Origin of the sequence: Hydrococcus rivularis NIES-593, assembly GCF_001904635.1 — a bacterium.
GTDB lineage: Bacteria > Cyanobacteriota > Cyanobacteriia > Cyanobacteriales > Microcystaceae > Hydrococcus > Hydrococcus rivularis.
Window position 1 is genome coordinate 163,176 of the sequence record NZ_MRCB01000001.1, and the last position, 18,986, is coordinate 182,161.

At 44.0% G+C, this 18,986-nt stretch carries 14 protein-coding genes and 2 pseudogenes; all 16 read left to right on the plus strand.

The window, feature by feature from the left end; genetic code table 11:
* Positions 1-42: 42 nt before the first annotated feature.
* The gene (locus tag NIES593_RS00715) at positions 43-3,174 is read left to right on the plus strand and encodes an efflux RND transporter permease subunit (protein ID WP_073597761.1); all 3,132 of its coding nucleotides are present in this window, start codon (positions 43-45) and stop codon (positions 3,172-3,174) included.
* Positions 3,175-3,334: 160 nt separating this feature from the next.
* The gene (locus tag NIES593_RS00720) at positions 3,335-3,838 is read left to right on the plus strand and encodes a hypothetical protein (protein ID WP_073597762.1); all 504 of its coding nucleotides are present in this window, start codon (positions 3,335-3,337) and stop codon (positions 3,836-3,838) included.
* A 379-nt stretch (positions 3,839-4,217) separates the two neighbouring features.
* Complete coding sequence (locus NIES593_RS00725; RefSeq protein ID WP_073597763.1) at positions 4,218-5,147, plus strand: hypothetical protein; 930 nt, start codon at positions 4,218-4,220, stop codon at positions 5,145-5,147.
* Between the two features lie 369 nt (positions 5,148-5,516).
* Positions 5,517-6,002: a DUF2808 domain-containing protein gene (locus NIES593_RS00730; protein ID WP_217651770.1), complete on the plus strand. Its 486-nt coding sequence runs from the start codon at positions 5,517-5,519 to the stop codon at positions 6,000-6,002.
* A 234-nt stretch (positions 6,003-6,236) separates the two neighbouring features.
* The gene (locus NIES593_RS00735) at positions 6,237-6,752 is read left to right on the plus strand and encodes a DUF2808 domain-containing protein (RefSeq protein ID WP_083602248.1); all 516 of its coding nucleotides are present in this window, start codon (positions 6,237-6,239) and stop codon (positions 6,750-6,752) included.
* A 352-nt stretch (positions 6,753-7,104) separates the two neighbouring features.
* Positions 7,105-7,578, plus strand: a complete 474-nt coding sequence (locus NIES593_RS00740; protein ID WP_073597764.1) for a DUF2808 domain-containing protein — start codon at positions 7,105-7,107, stop codon at positions 7,576-7,578.
* A 393-nt stretch (positions 7,579-7,971) separates the two neighbouring features.
* A pseudogene (locus NIES593_RS24745) lies at positions 7,972-8,394 on the plus strand (recombinase family protein); the annotation flags it as partial.
* Positions 8,395-8,573: 179 nt separating this feature from the next.
* A pseudogene (locus tag NIES593_RS00750) lies at positions 8,574-9,071 on the plus strand (transposase family protein); the annotation flags it as partial.
* A 220-nt stretch (positions 9,072-9,291) separates the two neighbouring features.
* Positions 9,292-9,960, plus strand: a complete 669-nt coding sequence (locus NIES593_RS00755; RefSeq protein WP_139253596.1) for a hypothetical protein — start codon at positions 9,292-9,294, stop codon at positions 9,958-9,960.
* Positions 9,961-10,166: 206 nt separating this feature from the next.
* Positions 10,167-10,889, plus strand: coding sequence for a DUF4079 domain-containing protein (locus tag NIES593_RS00760; RefSeq protein WP_073597766.1), 723 nt, complete (start codon positions 10,167-10,169; stop codon positions 10,887-10,889).
* 193 nt (positions 10,890-11,082) lie between these two features.
* The gene (locus NIES593_RS00765; protein ID WP_073597767.1) at positions 11,083-11,769 is read left to right on the plus strand and encodes a response regulator transcription factor; all 687 of its coding nucleotides are present in this window, start codon (positions 11,083-11,085) and stop codon (positions 11,767-11,769) included.
* A 67-nt stretch (positions 11,770-11,836) separates the two neighbouring features.
* On the plus strand, positions 11,837-13,408 hold the full coding sequence (locus NIES593_RS00770) for a hypothetical protein (protein WP_083602284.1): 1,572 nt from the start codon (positions 11,837-11,839) through the stop codon (positions 13,406-13,408).
* A 211-nt stretch (positions 13,409-13,619) separates the two neighbouring features.
* On the plus strand, positions 13,620-14,075 hold the full coding sequence (gene rimP / locus NIES593_RS00775) for a ribosome maturation factor RimP (protein WP_073598031.1): 456 nt from the start codon (positions 13,620-13,622) through the stop codon (positions 14,073-14,075).
* Positions 14,076-14,136: 61 nt separating this feature from the next.
* Positions 14,137-15,321, plus strand: a complete 1,185-nt coding sequence (gene nusA, locus NIES593_RS00780; protein ID WP_073597768.1) for a transcription termination factor NusA — start codon at positions 14,137-14,139, stop codon at positions 15,319-15,321.
* A 32-nt stretch (positions 15,322-15,353) separates the two neighbouring features.
* On the plus strand, positions 15,354-15,623 hold the full coding sequence (locus tag NIES593_RS00785; RefSeq protein WP_073597769.1) for a YlxR family protein: 270 nt from the start codon (positions 15,354-15,356) through the stop codon (positions 15,621-15,623).
* Positions 15,624-15,813: 190 nt separating this feature from the next.
* Positions 15,814-18,834, plus strand: coding sequence for a translation initiation factor IF-2 (gene infB, locus NIES593_RS00790; protein WP_073597770.1), 3,021 nt, complete (start codon positions 15,814-15,816; stop codon positions 18,832-18,834).
* Positions 18,835-18,986 lie beyond the last annotated feature (152 nt).

Below are 18,986 nucleotides of genomic sequence, written 5' to 3' on the forward strand. Positions count from 1 at the left end.
TAACTGTATCGTCAAGTAAAAAACCCTTGAGGGGTCTCAAAAATGCTCAATACCATTGTCAAATGGTCGATCGCGCAACGGTGGCTAATCGTTATCATCTCTATATTAATTAGTCTGTGGGGACTTCACGTCCTCACGCGAATGCCGCTAGATGTATTTCCTGCCTTTGCTCCCCCGCAAGTGGAAGTTCAAGTCGAAGCTTCTGGTTTAGCACCAGAAGAAATCGAGTCTTTGGTCACTCGTCCGATTGAGAGCGCGGTTAACGGAACGCCTGGATTGGTATCGCTGCGGTCTTCATCTGCTATTGGAATTTCTGCTATTAAAGCTGTTTTTAGTTGGGACACTGACATTTACCGTGCGCGTCAACTGGTGACAGAGCGATTACAAGGGGCAAAGCTACCGCAAGGCGTAGGACAACCAGAAATTCTGCCTGTCAATTCACCCTTGGGATGGGCTGTCAAATACGCTTTTGATGCTGAAAGCACTGACATGATGGAAGTGTGGCGCATTGTCAATTGGGATGTGAGAAATCGCTTGCTGGCTGTTCCTGGCGTGAGTAACGTATTTCTCTACGGTGGCGATGAGCGGCAATATCAAGTTTTGGTTGACCCAGAGAAGCTAAAAGCGTATGGTGTCTCCTTGCCAGAAGTTACTAAAGCAGTGCAGAATGCCAACGTCAACGTGCCGGGGGGATTTTTAATTACTCCTGACCAAGAAATGTTGATTCGGGGAATTGGGCGCATTGAGTCAATTGATCAGCTGAAGCGTTCAGTCATAAAGGCGGTTCAGGGTACACCCGTATTACTTGAACAAGTAGCAGAGGTCAAAATTGGCCCAGCATTAAGACGAGGAGATGGACTATTTCAGGGCAAACGAGCAGTAATTTTAACTGTATCCAAGCAGCCTGCGGCAGATACTCCTACTGTTGTCAAAGCTGTGGAAGCAGCAATGGAGGAGATTAAGCCAGGATTACCGCAAGATGTCAAGGTTACTAAGACCTTTGACCAAAATTTATTCATTGAAGCTTCGGTCAAAAACGTTGAAGAAGCCCTGCGCGATGGCACTATTATCGTTTCAGTCATCCTGATTATCTTCTTGATGAACTGGCGCACGGTAATTATTAGCCTCAGTGCCTTGCCTCTGTCGCTACTGTTGGGGATGATTATTCTTAGCTGGACTGGACAGGGTATTAATACTATGACCTTGGGTGGACTAGTAGTTGCTATTGGTTCTGTGGTGGATGATGCGATCGTTGATATGGAAAATGTCTACCGCCGTTTACGGGAAAACCAAATAGCAGGCAACCCGAAAAATCCTTTGCAGGTCGTGTTTGACGCTTCAGTGGAAGTGCGTGTCAGTGTATTATTTTCTACTGTCATTATTGCAGTGGTCTTTGCACCGATTTTCGTCCTGTCTGGGGTAGAAGGCCGCATTTTTACGCCGATGGGAATGGCATATTTACTATCGATTCTCGCTTCTACCTTAGTTGCATTGACACTGACTCCAGCCTTATGTGCTTTGTTATTGGCAAATCGTCGTTTACCGAATACGGAAAGTTGGCTAGAGCGCAAAGCACATCAACTTTATAGTCCAGCACTAAATTTCTCAATTCGTCGTCCTCAGATAATTTTGGGAGTTGCGCTTGCAGGCTTTGTGGCATCGATGATCATTCTACCGGGGTTAGGAAAAGTCTTCTTGCCAGAGTTCCAAGACCGCTCTTTGGTCAATTCAATAGTTCTTTTACCTGGTGAATCCTTAGATGCAACTGACCAAGCAGCTTTGGCAGTGATGGATGCCCTCAAAAACGATCGCCGCTTCGATGCCATTGCGTTTCGCTCTGGATTTGCTCAAGGAGATCCGGAAGTAGCAGGAGTCAACTTTGGTGAGTTGGATGTGCAGATTAGCGAAACTGGAGCGAAAGATCGCCAGAAGACTGTTGAGGTACTCCGCAAAGAGTTTGAAAAACTTCCTGGTGTGGCGACTAATATAGGTGGATTTATTTCACACCGCATAGATGATATTCTTTCTGGGGTGAGGAGTGCGATCGCCGTCAAAATCTACGGCCCCGAACTCGAACAACTCCGCACCCTTGGGAAACAGGTACAAGTAGCTATGAGTGGTATTCCTGGCATTGTGGATCTGCAACTTGAACCCCAAGTTCCAGTCAAACAAATCCAAATTCAATTTGACCGCGATGCAGCCGCTCGTTATGGGTTAACTGTGGGAGAACTGGCAGAAACTATAGAGACTGGATTGAATGGAAAAGCAGTTTCTCAAGTATTGGAGAAGCAACAAACGTTTAATCTGGTTGTCTGGTTGCAAGAGCGCTCCCGTAACAATTTGGATGTGATTGGCAACTTGTTAGTCGATACACCCAACGGTCAGAAAATTCCCTTATCCCAGGTTGCTAAAGTTGATTATGGCACAGGGCCAAGTACCATCAACCGCGAAAATGTTTCCCGGCTGATTGTGGTTTCTGCTAACGTTGCTGGACGAGATTTGGGTTCTGTAATTAAAGATGTACGCGATCGGGTTAAGCAAATTCAACTATCTGGAGGATACTATGTACAATTTGGCGGTCAGTTTCAAGCACAGGAGGAAGCAACACAGACATTAATTATTGCAGGTGCAGTTGCGATCGCAGTAATTTCCGTACTGATTTACTTTGCCATTAAATCAATTCCTGCCACTGTAATGATTATGGTTAACCTACCACTAGCATTAATTGGTGGTGTAATCTCCGTCGCCTTGGGTGGTGGTATTATTTCCGTTGCTTCAATGGTTGGTTTTATCACTCTATTCGGTGTAGCTACTCGTAATGGATTGCTGTTAGTGGATAACTATAACAATCGCCTAGCTGTTCGCGAAGCGTCCCGTAGGGAAGGAATACCACTTAATGAAGTAATCGTTGAGGGTTCGATGGAACGCCTGGTGGCAATTCTACTAACAGCCCTTGCATCAGCACTTGGTATGGTTCCCCTAGTAATTGGTTCTGGTGCAGGTAAAGAAATTCTACAGCCTTTAGCGGTGGTGGTGTTAGGAGGTTTGTTTACTTCCACTGCTTTGACATTGTTAGTTTTGCCAGCTTTGTATTCCCAATTCGGGAAGTTTTTGGTTCCGAAAACTACTGCACCAGTACAAAATCCTGAAGTTACTCAAGGTTCAGTTGTATAAAAATTTAAGTTTTTATTTGTTTTCTATCTTGCATCAGTTAATGAAGATTATCAAATATCAAAGAGGGTAGCTGGAAAAGGGGTTTTCAAAAATAGGTGCAAGAACTAGGTCTACCCAAGTTTGTTTCAATTTTTAACTAATCCAGATGAGGAGTAAATCAATGCAATCACTCAAACTAGGTTTTGTTATTTTAGCAAGTACAGGACTATTATTTTTAGGAGCTTGTGGTAATCAAGCATCTGAATCTAATAGTAATTCATCAGTACCAACCTCTGAAACCACAACTAAAATAGAACCTACAACTAAATCAGAAACCGCTGCCAAAACTGAGTCATCTGGTCATAGTAAAGCTAATCGCGGCGGTCAAGTTGTTGAGTCAGGTGCTTATCATTTAGAGTTTGTACCTGAGAAAGAAGATAATGGAACGCACATGGATTTCTACGTGCAGAAAGGCAATAATCACGAAGCAATACCTAACGCCAAAGTAACAGCTCAAGTTCAGATACCTGATGGTAGTCAGAAAACTCTAAATCTTACATACGATAAAGAAGGTAAACACTATACTGTTTTGCTACCAGAAAAAGCTTCTGGCCAGTATCAAGTGAAAATGCTTGTGGATGTTGATGGCAAAAAAGTAGACGGTCGTTTTAGTTTTAATAAGTAGATTACCTGCAAGCAATTCTAAAAAAACAATCATTTCCTAGCAGCTTTTACTGTAATCTTTACAGTTTTGGGTTGGATTTACACCTCGCGGAAATTGATTGAGTTGGGATGACTAAACTCTATGTTGCTTTAGTCTTGCTTGTACTAGGGGTAGAGATAGTTGGCTACTGCTGCTCTAATGAATAATTCTACCACTTTTGGTAATTTACCTGATTATGAAATACTGGGCGATCGCCAAGAATAGTAAATAGTGTCGTGGTTGATTTCATTCTGATTTCATCTTTTCAACCTAATGTTGTAGTTAGTGCAGTAGCTCTACTCTGCTTACTTTGTTTATCCCTTGTTCAACACTTAAAACGCACTAACTGGAAGCAAACTTTATGAATCGTTTTGTTGCTGTATTAGTGAAATCCACTATAGGTATTGCTGTCCTTACAACCCTGCTCATAGCTCAAGGTTGCTCACCACGAGTAAAATCTCAGGAAGCTGCTGCTGATAAAGAAAAGCTTACTACAGCACAACCAATGGGTAGTATGGATCATCAGGAGCATGAGACAAGTAAATCAGAACATCAAAAGGGTGGCATAGATCATTCAGAACATAGTGGTAATAAGGTAACTACTCAGGTAAAACTCACAACTCCAAAAGATATCAAGCCTAATACTACTGTGCCTTTGGTAATTAATGTGCAAGACAAAGATGGAAAAGCGATCGCCAATTTTGATACATTTCAAGAAAAACTGATGCACCTGATTGTGGTTAGTGATGACCTCCAGTTTTTCAACCATATTCATCCTATTTATAAAAACAATGGACGCTTTGAAGTCCAGGCTAATTTTCCTCAACCAGGTAGTTACACGCTTTTCAGTGATTACAAACCAACTGGAAACACAGAACAAATCTCCGTACTCAAAACACAACTTCCGGGTAAAAGTCCATCCACACCACCAATTGACCTAAAACTAAATAAGACTTTTGGTGATATTAAGGCTAATCTCACCTTCTCTCAACCAACATTAAAAGTAGGTGAAGAAGTCACCTTGAGCTTCGATTTAAAACAAACGTCTAATAATCAACCGGTTCAAAATTTACAACCATATCTGGGAGAATTAGGACATTTAGTAATTATCAAACAGTCATCACCATTGACAAGAGCCGATTATATTCATGCTCATGCGCTAAAAAACACTCCATCTGGAAAGGTGAATTTTATGACGAACTTTCCGACTCCTGGTACATATAAAATGTGGGGTCAATTTAACCGCAATGGCAGAATTATTGTAGTTGATTTCGGCGTAAATGTTCAATAATTATGCTAAATATTCATATAGATTTCATCTCTTCCATTTATACTAATATTTAGCCGTTTAAACTTATGCTTTAATGCAGATTCAGGCTTTTTGGCTGTGCTGTCATGGTGCAAATAAAAGCCTGATTTTTATTAAGAAATAAAAAAACTTTATATCCGAAAGCTAGTTTGTTTTTTAGTTGATTTTTCAGATTAAAATTATTGGATCTTTCGTTACTTCATCAAAGTTTTACTTTCGGACTGGCTACCTAACACAACATCAACAAATTATTTTTTGAACCAGTCAAAATTTCATCCTAATTTCATCCTGACCTGTCAGACTTATTATGTAAAGGTCTATTTAGTAGAAAATTGTAACTTATTTTACATAATGGCTGTTTCACAATTCAAGATGAAGAAAATATGGATTTACACAGGTACAGTGTTTGCTCTTGGCACCATAGCTTTCATTTGCATGACCAAGGCAAATGCTAAGGAGACTAATGTTGATAATAATTTGCAATATCCTACTAATAGCTGGCGTTTTGTAAAACATACTTTTCGGTTAAATATCCCCAAAAATAACAACGCTCTTTCTCAACTTATTATTGAAACTCCATCTACTGTAGCAGTGAGTAATGATATTGATGTATTGGATGTGAATGATCAGAAAATTAATACTAATATTTCCGCCTATGGCAGACAAATTATTATAGAGTTCCCTGAAAAGGTTATTTCTAACACTAAGCTCTTAGTTAATTTTAATAAGGTTCAACAACCAGTTACAGGCCCGGATTCTGTATACCGCTTTTCAGTGAAAGTTGTTGGTAGTGAGGTAGAGATTCCCATTGGTTTAGCTAAATTCCCTACATTTTAATATTTAGATTTTTATGTTAATCAAAAATTTCATCCAGATTTCATTAAGACCTGCCAAACTTGATCAATAAAGGTAGTAGACCTTTTTGACTTAAAACAGTAAACGAGTTAATGAGAAGGCTTTTAACTTCTCTTAATTCTTGTGTGAATGTAGGAGATAGATAATTCTGTCTTTACCTAGTTGTTATGTATTAGTTGATAACGGCTTACTAAACACGAATCTGAATATTTGCTGATGTTACTGATTAAATTAGGAGTAAATATGAAAAAACTGCTAGCTTACATTGCTATATCTACTCTAGCTGCTGCATTTTTAATTCCTGCCAATTATGCAAGTGCCAATGAAGAAAATGATAGTCTTCCTCATGTTGAGGGTAACTATCAATTTCCTCCGACTCGCTGGGCGGTTGTTAGACATACTTTGCGAGTACACGTTCCTAAAAATAGCAAGGATGTTTCGCAGTTAAATATTGAAGTTCCAAGTACTGTAAGGTGGAGCAATGATATTAATGATGTTGTTGTAAAAAAAGAGAATAGTCAGAAAATTAATACTAATGTTTCTTTGAATGGTAAGACTATACTACTAGCTTTTGCTGAACCAGTTGCTCCTAACACTAAGCTAGAGATTGACATCAAGAATGTCAAACAACCATTTCTTGGTAACGGTCCTGTTTATTATTTATCTGCTAATCTCATTGGTAGTGATGCAAAAATACCTATAGGTGTAGCTAGATTTCGTATTAGTCCTTAAAATCTTTGCTATCCAAATAAAGCTCCTGATAGTTAACTGATTTTTGAGTTAACTATCAGGATAATTTTTAATTGATTTTAAAATTTGAATATTTGATAGTTTAACCATAAATAATTTTGAGTAATTACGTTTAGCAACTACATTTTAAATTTCTCTTGGCATAACAATATTTCATCTTTATTTCATCAATAGCTTTCATAATTATAAATATATAGAATCCCATTTGATTGTTGAAAAGTCAACCTGACTGAAAGCCTGTCAAATAAGGTTTGGCTTCTCAGTATACATAGCAAGACTCAAGTTGGATTCCTATAGAGATATTTCATTGATTAACTAAATAAGGAGAATATCCATGAAAAAGCTGATTTACACTGTTACTTTCACCTTATTTCTTGCATCTTCAGTTACTACTGCTTGGGCTAAAAATCCAAATGATGCTAAATTTTCTCATCTAGGCAATAGTGCTGCTGTTCCTAATATTGCCCGTATCCCAGATGCTACTCATAAATTTGATGTTCATGTCCAAGGTAAAGCACTTTCAGAATTGGCGATTGATTTACCAGAAGGAATAAGTATTAATAAAGGAATTGAAGTCCAAAACAAATTAGGTCAAAAAATTCCTACAACGGTTTCCATTAACAACAAAAAAGCTACTGTAGCTTTTTCGGAACCAATAGTTCCTGGTACAACTATATCAATTCGTATGAAGGTAGTTAATACTCCAGATTATAAGGAAACTTGGCATTATCCCGTATCTGTCAAAAAGGTTGGTATGAAAGAAGCAATTCCACTTGGTTTAGCTCGGATTCAGACTTACGGTGGCTAGGGTGAGTAACTGCTGTTAATTTTGGGTGTGGCTGGCTGTCAACCAAATTAATCGGTAGCTGTAGCGAACTGCAAACATAAACACTTCAAACTGCAAACAAGGCATTTTTGAAACCACAATAACTGCAAATAAAGGGGGTTTCAAAACCAGATTATTTGCAAATGAAACCACATTCTCTGCAAACAAACCACATTCTCTGCAAATGAAACCACATTCTCTGCAAATAAGCCGTAACCCCTATGGGAATTGAGATACAGGATTTATTGGCTCACAAGTGTCCAATTTATACGAACTTTTATACCGGACATATATGTACGTTTTTCGTGGTTTAATTTGAACTAATACCGTTCGATTAAATATCCCAAGCTGTTTAAACCGACAGCTAGTTTGGTCATGGCCATTTATGCTTATCTGAGAGTCTCCAGCGACAAACAAGATGTACACAACCAACGACATGGCATTTTAGAATATGCCAACATCCACGCTTTGAGTCCCATCCAGTTTATAGAGGACACAATTTCTGGACGGGAGAAATGGTTAGAGCGAGGTGTAGGACAACTACTGAATCAAACAGCACAAGAATCCGATGTAGTTATTTTTTCAGAAGTTAGTCGGATGGCACGCTCCACCCTACAAGTATTAGAAATGCTGGAGTGTTGCGTGCGTCGGGGAATCAACGTCCATATCGCCAAACAAGGTATGGTACTGGATGACTCAATGCAAAGCCGAATTACAGCAACGGTTTTAGGCTTGGCAGCTGAAATCGAGCGGGAATTGATTGTACTCAGAACAACCGAAGCACTAGCTAAACGTAAAGCTGAAGGAAAAACGTTAGGGCGACCCAAAGGACGACAATCTGCACATTTGAAACTGGACACAAGGGAAGCAGAAATTCGCAGTTATTTAGCCAAAGGAATCAGCAAACGCTCAATTGCAAAACTGGTCGATTGTTCACCTTCCACTCTCTACGATTGGTTGTCACGCAAACATCTCCACTCACGCCACGACAAAATCGTTATCTCAACAAATGGGGCTACGACCGCGATACCCTTGTGCGACAACCGCCTGCTGTTCGCTTCCAGGCAGAATATAGCAATCAATGTTGGCATTTTGACCTCAGTCCATCAGACCTCAAGCAAGTGAAAGCACCAGCCTTCCTAGAACCGGGGCGGGGGCATCCCTTGTTAATGCTTTATAGTGTCGTGGATGACCGGAGTGGTGTTGCATACCAAGAATACCACGGTGTTTACGGCGAGGATGTAGAAGCAGCACTGCGGTTTATGTTTGCTGCCATGTCACCCAAAAAAGAGACGGACTTTCCTTTTGAAGGCATTCCCCAAATGCTGTATATGGACAATGGCCCCATTGCTAAGAGCTTAGTATTTCAAAAAGTTATGGGTTATTTGGGGATTGAAGTACGTACCCATTTACCGAATGGCAAGGATGGACGACGGGTGACAGCTCGTTCTAAGGGGAAGGTAGAAAGACCGTACATTATTTGAGTAAAGGTTTACTATTGCCAACATGTATCGGGAGATGCAATAGGAGCTACCCCAGGGAAACAATTTTGCAAATTAGATTTTTGCTATTTTTTGAGATGTTTCTCAATTCAGGAACCAAGGCGTATAAAATAATCGATAAATCATATAGAATAGAGCGGTCTTCGATTAGATTTCTAAAGAATTTGACGGCTCGCCATCATCGGAGATGTTTATGCCACCCCGTTCAGACTCATTGACATCTGCTCTAGAAGCGATCGAGCAAGGACACTACACCGAAGCCGTTGAAGTGCTCGAAATGTATGAACAACTGATGTGTAATCCTCAATCCGAGCAGTACATACAAGTGCGAAAGGGGTTAATCGAAGCTTATCATCGTACTGGAAACCAAAAAAAAGCTTTCTGGCTTTGCCAACAATTGGTTGCCAATAAAGATCCAGAAGTTCAAACCTGGGCGCAACAAATGCTAGACTCTATGAACCAGACAGAGAAAGCTGAAGAAACCAAGTCCTCAGAAGCACGGGCCGAAGAACCTACAGAGCTAGAATCACCTCAGCCTTATTTAACCCCAGAACAGTCAGAAGAACTATTAGCCAATGGTACTAAAGCATTCAAAGGCGGACGCTATGTAGATGCAATTAGAGATCTCGAAGAATTTTATCGCGGCACTGATTCTAGTACCAAAAATTATTTTCTAGGACAGACTTATCTTGTTAAAGCTTATCAAGCAAGCAAACAAATAGAAGCTGCGATCGCCCTTGCTCAGAAAATGGCAGCAAGCGATAAGGAAATCATTCAGATTTGGGGAAAAAAATTTTTAGAATCGTCCTCCCCTCCACCAGCACCGGAAACTTCCGAATCGTCGAGCGAATCACTACAATAAAAGTCGCAACGGTCAGGGGAAATTGATACCCAAAGAAGAAAGAAGCGGGAATTAAAATCTCTTTATTATTTATTTCACTCTACAGTCCATTTTCTCAGCTTAATATTTAATATAAGGGAAGCTGATTATCTTAACCCCTATCGGGCAGGCTCGCATTGCTAAACTCCCGATGTACTCGCTTACTTTTACCTAGTTTCAGTAGCGCTATGAACCCCACCGATTATGCTGCTTTAATCCATCCCGCGATCGCGGTAGCGTTTGTCTTTCCCATTATCGGGATGGTTGTCAATTTTGCTTGGCAGACTCGTCAGCGACGGCTACAGTCTGTCGGGGAGGGAAAAAGCAAAATTCCCCCAATCGTCGGGCAAGAACACTTAAAACTGGGAAAATGGTTAACGGGTGCTGTTGTTGGGGTATGTCTGCTAGGAATGGCTTACCCGACATTTAGCAAGGCGATTGAAAATCAAGCCTTTACTAAGCAACCAGGAGAAATGGTTTTTCTCATCCTGATGTTTGCGGCAACGATCGCTTCTCTCGTCTTTTTATACAAAGCGCAGCCTAGACTCTGGCGAGCTATCTTTGCATTTCTTAGTAGCCTCGGCGTTTTAGTCATCGGCTTTCAGGATATTATCCTACGTCGAGAGGGTTTGGGCTGGATTTTCCGGCGGGATTACGAGTGGCAGTATTCCCATTTCTATTACGGCATCACCGTTACCCTACTGATGATTTTTTCCCTGGCGATCGTCAAAGAAATTTACCAAGATCGTTCAAATCGCTGGCGCTACATCCATATTTTTTTGAATTGCTTTGCCTTACTCCTGTTTATCGGGCAAGGCATGACGGGGACGCGAGATTTGCTAGAAATTCCCTTGGGCTGGCAAGAAACCCATCTCTACAAGTGCGATTTCACAAATAAAATTTGTCCCTAGCTTGAGAGTAGCGGGGAGAATTTCAAGGGGAATGTCCTTACTACCTATGTTTCGTCGATTCAAAAGAGTCGCCATATTAATACCAAGCCATATTAATACCAATTTGAAATAAGAAGGCGACAGATGAATTGACAAAATTCAATCGTAGAAAGGGTTTCCCAATCCTTTCATCCAAAATCCAAAATGGTATAACATGATTCGAGTGTTGCTCGTAGAAGACCAAGAGATTGTCCGTCGGGGCTTAAAGACCTTGTTAGGAACCAAGCCCGACCTTCAAATAGTGGGCGAAGCAGATAACGGACAAAGAGCGATCGAACAGCTAGAAGCGTGGCAGGCAGTCTCGCAACTGCCGGACGTGGTAGTAATGGACATTCGCATGCCCGTGATGGATGGGGTAGAAGCTACCCGATTGATTTGCCAGCAGTTTCCAGGAACAAAGATTCTCATCCTCACGACCTTTAACGATACTCAGTACGTCTCCGAGGCGTTGCGTTTTGGGGCGAAGGGGTATTTGTTAAAAGATACGCCTGCTGAGGAACTGGCAAAAGCGATTCGCTCGATTTACCAAGGCTATACCCAGTTTGGCCCGGGAATTCTGGAGCGGGCGATCGCGCAGGTGTCGGCAATCGAGTCAGAAAAGCCCAAAGATCCACCGCCAGAGCTACTGGAGTTGACCGCTAGAGAGCGCGAGGTTTTGCGCTTGATTGCAGCTGGTGCGAGCAATCGGGAAATAGCCCAGGCACTGTTCCTCTCAGAAGGGACGGTCAGAAATCATATCTCTCACATTCTAGCTCGACTAAATGTACGCGATCGCACTCAAGCGGCGCTTGTTGCTAATACATTTCTCGATTGGCTGGAGAAGCCTAAAACTTCTGGTTGAAGTTTATTTTATACTTAGGCTCTCAGTCCCTAATCTCAGCCAAACGAGTTAGGGAATGTCCTTCAAAATGCTGCTTGGTGATGCGATCGTGACTTTTGTCAAACAACAACTACAGCTACCTCGAAAAAAGTTTTTTTCTCGCTTAGGAGCTTGGTGGGATAAAGGAATCGCACTTTTAGCTCTCGCCAATTTGATTTTAGTGCTGTTCGATCTAACTTACATTCCTCTACGAGATTTTTGGTTACAAGGAAGGGTTCAACTTTTTCTGAAAATTGGTCCGTTTGAGCGCGAATTTCCCGATCCTCCTTTAAGAATTCTTCCGTTTCGCGTCTCGGATTGGTATGACTGGGTCAAAGGAATTGAACCCCATCGAGACACGGAACAATATTTACAACTCGTAGAAGAACTCAATCAGAAGATTAATCGGGTGGCCTTGCCAACTTTGAATTCACCAAGGCAAAATCCTAACCGAGTCGAAGCTGAAACTGTCGATAGAATTCTAAAAGAATTGCGCGATCGCTCCGCAGAAATGGTTGATACCAATCCCTTTCTAATTGCTAATAAAACGGGGACGCTAGAAAGAATTAAAAATCAAATTCGAGAGCGAGTTTTTGGGACGAAAAATGTTTCTTCTAAGGAAGCTTTTTATAGATTTTGGAGCAGAGAGTATTTAAGAGAAAAAGGATTTCGACAAGAACTGAATTTTTTTGACAGAGAAATTAAACCGCTAATAGAAAGTAACTACTATCGTCCAGTTGGAGAAAATGGAGAACCTGTAGATAATTTTGGTCTCCTTGATTTCCCATTTTTTCTGGTCTTCTTGTTCGATTTTTTGCTAAGAACTTTTTTGATCGGTCGCCGTCATACGGGAGTAAGTTGGTTCGATGCCATGCTATGGCGCTGGTACGATGTTTTTTTGCTAATCCCTCTTTTTCGCTGGTTGCGCGTTATTCCCGTCACTATCCGCTTAAACCAAGCGAAATTAATCGACCTTCATGCCATTCAAAAGCAAGCAAGACAGGGATTTGTTGCCAATATTGCCGAAGATATTACCGAAGTAGTTGTCGTTCAAATTATCGACCAGCTCCAATCTACTATTCGCCAAGGAGAAATTGCCAATCTAGTTTCTAGACGGAATGTCCGAAAATACATCGACCTCAATCAGGTCAATGAAACCACAGAAATCATTAAATTGGCAATGAATACGATAGTTTACCAAGTCTTGCCAAAAATTCGACCCGATCTAGAAGCGCTACTGCAATACAACATCAAAAAAGCGATCGCGCAATCGCCTGCTTACGAAAGCATACGCTTGCTACCGGGATTGGAAAGACTACAAACTAATTTAACCGAACAATTGACCAAACAAATTTACCAAGGTTTCTGGAAGGCAATGACCCTTCTTTTGAAAGAAGATCCCGCCTTCGATAAACTCTTAGAACGATCGATCGCGAATTTTAGTCAGATTGTTAGATCTGAATTTCAGACAGAGGATAGCCTAGAAAAAATTGAGACTTTACTAATCGATCTTTTAGAAGAAATCAAGATCAATTACATTCAACGATTATCGCAAGAAGATATAGAAAAGATTCTCGAACAAACCAGGGCAATCCGCCAAGTGACACAGACATCTAAATGAAATCAGAAGGGGGTCTGGGTACCGCCCCATTCGAGGCAGGGTTAGAAAGCATATGGGGTCAGGAAAAAGACTCGGTCAACCCTCTCTTGTTACTTTTTTGATAAACTAGAGATGTAGGACACATTTCTGGCGAGAGTTGCGATCGCCGGATTAATTCATCCTAATTATGTAAGAAGTGGGTCTTGCCCGCTTTTTTTGTTGCCCTATTCCGATGACTCATCCGCTCATTCCCAAAATTCTAGAATTAGCGACTCCCATTGCCGAAGAACTGGGATTAGAAGTCGTAGAAGTCGTTTTTCAAACCAATAAGCGACCGCCAATTCTGCGCTTAGATATTCGCAATCCCAGCAGCGATACGAGTATAGATGATTGCGAACGCATGAGCCGCTCCCTAGAAGCCATCTTAGATACAACAGAAATCATTGCGGGGTCTTATGTCTTAGAGATTTCTAGTCCGGGAATCTCGCGACAATTAATTACGGATAGAGAATTCGCAGCTTTTAAAGGATTTTCTGTCATCGTAACAACCCACACCCCCTATGAAGATCGACAGGAATGGCGAGGCAAGCTACAAGGACGGGATGAAGGAGCCGTTTACATCAATCAAAAAGGACGCGCGATCGCAATTCCTCGTCAGCTCGTTGCCACAGTCCGACTAGAGGGGTAAAGACGCGACCGATCGCCCCTAGGATAGCCAATCATTAGAAAATTATATAGGAGTTTAGTGCATGTCACTGGTTAACCTGCCCGGTCTACGGGACATGATTGAAGAAATTAGTCAAAGACACAACTTACCCAAATCCGCCGTTCAAGAAGCCTTGCGCGAAGCCTTACTAAAAGGTTACGAACGCTATCGCCGTTCTCAGAGCCTAGACCGCCATCAGTTTCACGACGACTATTTCGACAATTTTGAAGTCGAACTAGACACCGAAGAAGAAGGCTTTCGCGTTCTCGCGACCAAAACCATCGTCGAAACCGTCAGCAACAGCGATCGCGATATTTCGCTCGAAGACGTTCAAAAAGTAGCCGCAGAAGCCCAACTAGGAGACGAGGTAGTTTTAGACGTTACTCCCGATCAAAAAGAATTCGGTCGCATGGCAGCCATTCAAACCAAACAGGTGCTGCTGCAAAAACTGCGCGACCAGCAGCGAAAGCTCATTCAAGAAGAATTCCAAGACCTAGAAAACACCGTCCTCCAAGCCAGAGTCCTGCGGTTCGAGCGGCAAGCTGTTATCATGGCAGTACAGAGTGCCTTCGGTCAGCCAGAAGTCGAAGCCGAACTTCCCAAGCGAGAGCAGCTGCCCAACGACAACTATCGCGCCAACGCCACCTTTAAGGTCTATCTCAAAAAAGTGCGAGAAGGATCTCACCGAGGTCCTCAACTGATCGTCTCCAGAGCGGCGGCTGGTTTAGTTGTCGAACTGTTTACCGTTGAAGTTCCTGAAATCGAAGAAGAAGTCGTCCGCATCGTCGCCGTTTCTAGAGAGGCGAATCCGCCGTCTCGCCATGTCGGTCCCCGTACCAAAATTGCGGTGGATACTTTAGAGCGAGATGTCGATCCCGTCGGGGCTTGTATCGGCGCGAGAGGGTCTCGAATCCAAGCCGTGGTCAACGAACTGCGAGGCGAGAAAATCGACGTGATTCGCTGGTCGCCCGACCCGGCTACTTACATTGCCAACGCCCTCAGTCCCGCACGGGTAGATAAAGTCATTTTAGTCAATCCAGACGAACGTCAAGCCTTGGTTTTAGTGGCAGAAGATCAACTGAGCTTAGCCATCGGCAAAGAAGGACAAAACGTTCGCCTAGCTGCTCGTCTGACAGGTTGGAAAATCGATATCAAGGATATAGCGAGCTACAAAACCGAAACCGAACAACAACCAGAACCCGTCACCGCAGATGCCAGCGACTCGTAACCGGAAAGAATAACCAATCGCTGAAACGATTAATGCAGAAAAACTACAGACGTTGTATTAGTTGCCGCAAGGTAGCGCCAAAAGAATCATTTTGGAGAATCGTCAGAGTCTACCCCTCGCGACAGGTACAATTAGATCGGGGGATGGGGCGTTCTGCCTATATCTGCCCTCAAGCTAGTTGTCTGACAGCAGCTTGCCAGAAAAATCGACTGGGACGAGCGCTAAAAGCCCCTATACCCGATCGCATTTATGAGAGCTTGTGGGAGCGTTTGGCGACTGTTTCTGGTCGGGAAGACATCTAAAACCCGAAGCTGTTTAAGCTCTAGAGGTTGTAGATGTCGTCATTGGTCATTCTCGCTAGCATAGGAGAAAAGCTTTCATTGTTGAAATAGCATAGCGCTCAATTTTACCGAAAGGATTAACCATGCCAAACTACAACAGCCCGTAGTCAGGGGCATCGCGACAACTAGGATCTAGTCAGGGGGATAGTGGATGAACAACGGAAAAGTTAGAATTTACGAATTATCAAAAGAATTGAACTTGGATAACAAAGACATTTTAGAAATTTGCGATCGGCTCAATATTGCCGTCAAAAGCCACAGTAGCACGATTACAGAAACAGAAGCGGGACGAATTAAGGTCATGGCAGAAAAATATACGCCCAGCCAAGCTGCCAGGAAAAGTCACGGAGCCGCCCAAGACAAGGGGAGCGATCGCTCGTCGCCAACTGCCAAAAGCGAGCGCAAACAGCAAATCTTAGCCATTCATCACAAGCAAGATCGTCCGAGTGCAACAGCCGACGCTCAAGCCTCGGCTCAGTTAGCTACTCCTCCGCGTCCTCCGGTCAAATCGCAACCGCCCACTCCCCCGACTTCCCCACAAGCAAGCCGTCCCGCAACCGCGCCTTCCCTGGCGGTTGCTACTAGCCAAGCAGAAGCTCCCAAACAACCATCAAAATCCCAACCGCCCCAAACAGAAGAACCAACAACAACCGCAGCTCGAGCAGAAGCTCCCCAAATGCTCAAACCTCCGATGCGACTGACTCAGCCAACCGTCGCCAGAGAAAAAGAAGCAGGCAGGCAGCCAAGTGCCGAATCGGCTCAAGCGACCCAAGCAGCAACCGCGCAGCCCATACAGCAGGTTCCCAGGAAAACAGAAAAGGCGTTGTCCGAACCTGGCGTTCGAGCGATGGCGGAAAAACCAGCAGAAAAACGGCAAACGCCCATCCAACTAGAATTAAAACGACCTCCTCAAAGACCTCAGGAGCGCAAACCCGTTCTGGAGGAATCAGTTGAAGCAACCGTCGAACTAGAAGCCGAACCTTTAGAGACAGCAAGACTAGAAGGCGAAGAACTGCTCGACCTCTCCAAAAAACCAAAGCAAAAATTGAAGCGCCCGACGCTGCCTCGCAGCGCTAAAAGTCATGCTTGGGAGGAGGAGGAAGAAGAAGAACAACGCGAAACGGTTAGCAAAGTCGGTAAAGTTAGCGGCAAGGGCAAGCGCCGTCCCGTCATCGTTGACGATCTAGACGAGGAAGACCTTGAAGACGAACTGGAGTCAACGGTTATTCCCAGTAGCATCAGCCTGTCAACAGCTCGTCCGCCCAAACCTAAATCTCTCGAATCGGCAGCCGCTACTGGCGCTAAAGCCAGAAAAGCTGCTCCCAAAGCAGATAGCAGTGCAGTAAAAGCCAAAGCAGAACGGCGCGATCGCAAAGAAGTCGTTCAGCGTCCCGATAAAATCGTTCTTACCAGTAGCTTGACGGTCAGAGAACTGGCTCAACTATTAGTCGTACCAGAAACCGAAATTATCAAAAATCTCTTCCTTAAAGGAATTCCCATTAATATTACCCAAACCCTCGACCTAGAAACGGCTCGCTTAGTTGCTGAAGAACTGGGTACGACCGTAGAAACCGCACCCGAAGAAGCGTTGGCTGCCAAAAGTACCGAAATGATCGACGTGGCAGACCTAGAAAATCTCCAACGCCGTCCGCCCGTTGTCACGATTATGGGTCACGTCGATCACGGCAAAACAACCCTGCTCGACTCGATTCGCAAAACCAAAGTAGCCCAAGGCGAAGCTGGCGGCATTACCCAGCACATCGGTGCCTACCACGTGGATGTAGAACACGATGGCAAGCAAGAGCAAATCGTCTTTTTAGACACGCCCGGTCACGAAGCCTTTACGGCAATGCGGGCGAGGGGAGCGCGAGTGACCGATATTGCCGTGCTCGTCGTCGCGGCTGACGACGGCGTTCAACCGCAGACGAGAGAGGCGATTTCTCACGCTAGAGCCGCTGGAGTGCCGATCGTCGTTGCCGTCAACAAGATTGACAAACCAGAAGCCAATCCCGATCGCGTCAAGCAAGAGCTTTCGGAACTGGGGTTGGTTCCCGAAGAATGGGGCGGCGACACAATTATGGTACCCGTGAGCGCTCTCAAGGGAGAAAACCTCGATGGTTTGCTAGAGATGATTCTGCTAGTATCCGAACTCGAAGAACTCTCGGCTAATCCCGATCGTCCCGCTAAGGGAACCGTCATCGAAGCCAACCTAGATCGCACTAGAGGTCCGGTAGCTACCCTGCTAGTCCAAAATGGAACGCTCAGAGTCGGAGATATCATTGTCGCCGGATCGGTATTCGGCAAGATCCGCGCCATGATCGACGATCGCGGCGAAAAAGTCGAAGTCGCTACTCCCTCGTTCGCAGTAGAGGTTCTCGGTCTCAACGACGTACCCGCTGCCGGAGATGAATTTGAGGTTTTCGAGAACGAAAAAGAAGCTCGCACCCTTGCCGAACGGCGAGCGGAAGAAAAACGCCAGTCTCGCCTGCAACAAGCGATGTCGTCTCGACGGGTAACCCTGGCTGACATCTCGGCTCAGGCTCAGGAAGGCGAACTCAAAGAACTCAACCTCATTCTCAAAGCAGACGTTCAAGGTTCCGTAGAAGCCATTCTAGGAGCGCTCCAGCAACTGCCGCAAAAAGAAGTGCAAATTCGCGTCTTGCTAGCGGCTCCAGGAGAGATCACCGAGACGGATGTCGATCTCGCGGCTGCAAGCGGTGCCGTCATTATCGGCTTCAACACAACCTTGGCTAGCGGTGCGAGAGCGGCTGCCGATCGAGAAGGGGTCGATATTCGCGAGTACGACATCATCTACAAGCTCTTAGATGACGTTCAAGGGGCGATGGAAGGTCTGCTCGAACCAGAAGAGATCGAATCTCCCCTCGGACAAGCCGAAGTCCGAGCCGTCTTCCCCGCTGGGCGCGGTATGGTGGCTGGCTGCTACGTGCAGTCGGGTAAAATTATTCGCAACCGCTATCTGAGGGTTCGTCGCGGCGGTCAAGTCATTCACGAAGGCATGGTAGATTCGCTCAAGCGATTTACCGAAGATGCCAGAGAAGTGGCTGCTGGTTACGAGTGCGGTATCGGCACAGCTAAGTTCAATGATTGGAAGCAAGGCGACATCATCGAAGTCTATGAAAAAGTCATGAAGCGCCGCACCCTTTCGGTGTAAAAGCACAAGGATGAGGCATTCAAAGCAAGCGAAGCCGTCGCCCGCTCTCGGAACCTTCTCCAAGAAAACGGCGGTCTGCCATCGCACGGCAGACTTAGCCTCCCCAGAAGGAAAAAATCTTTTTCTCTCCTACTTCTTCCTTCAAATGACAA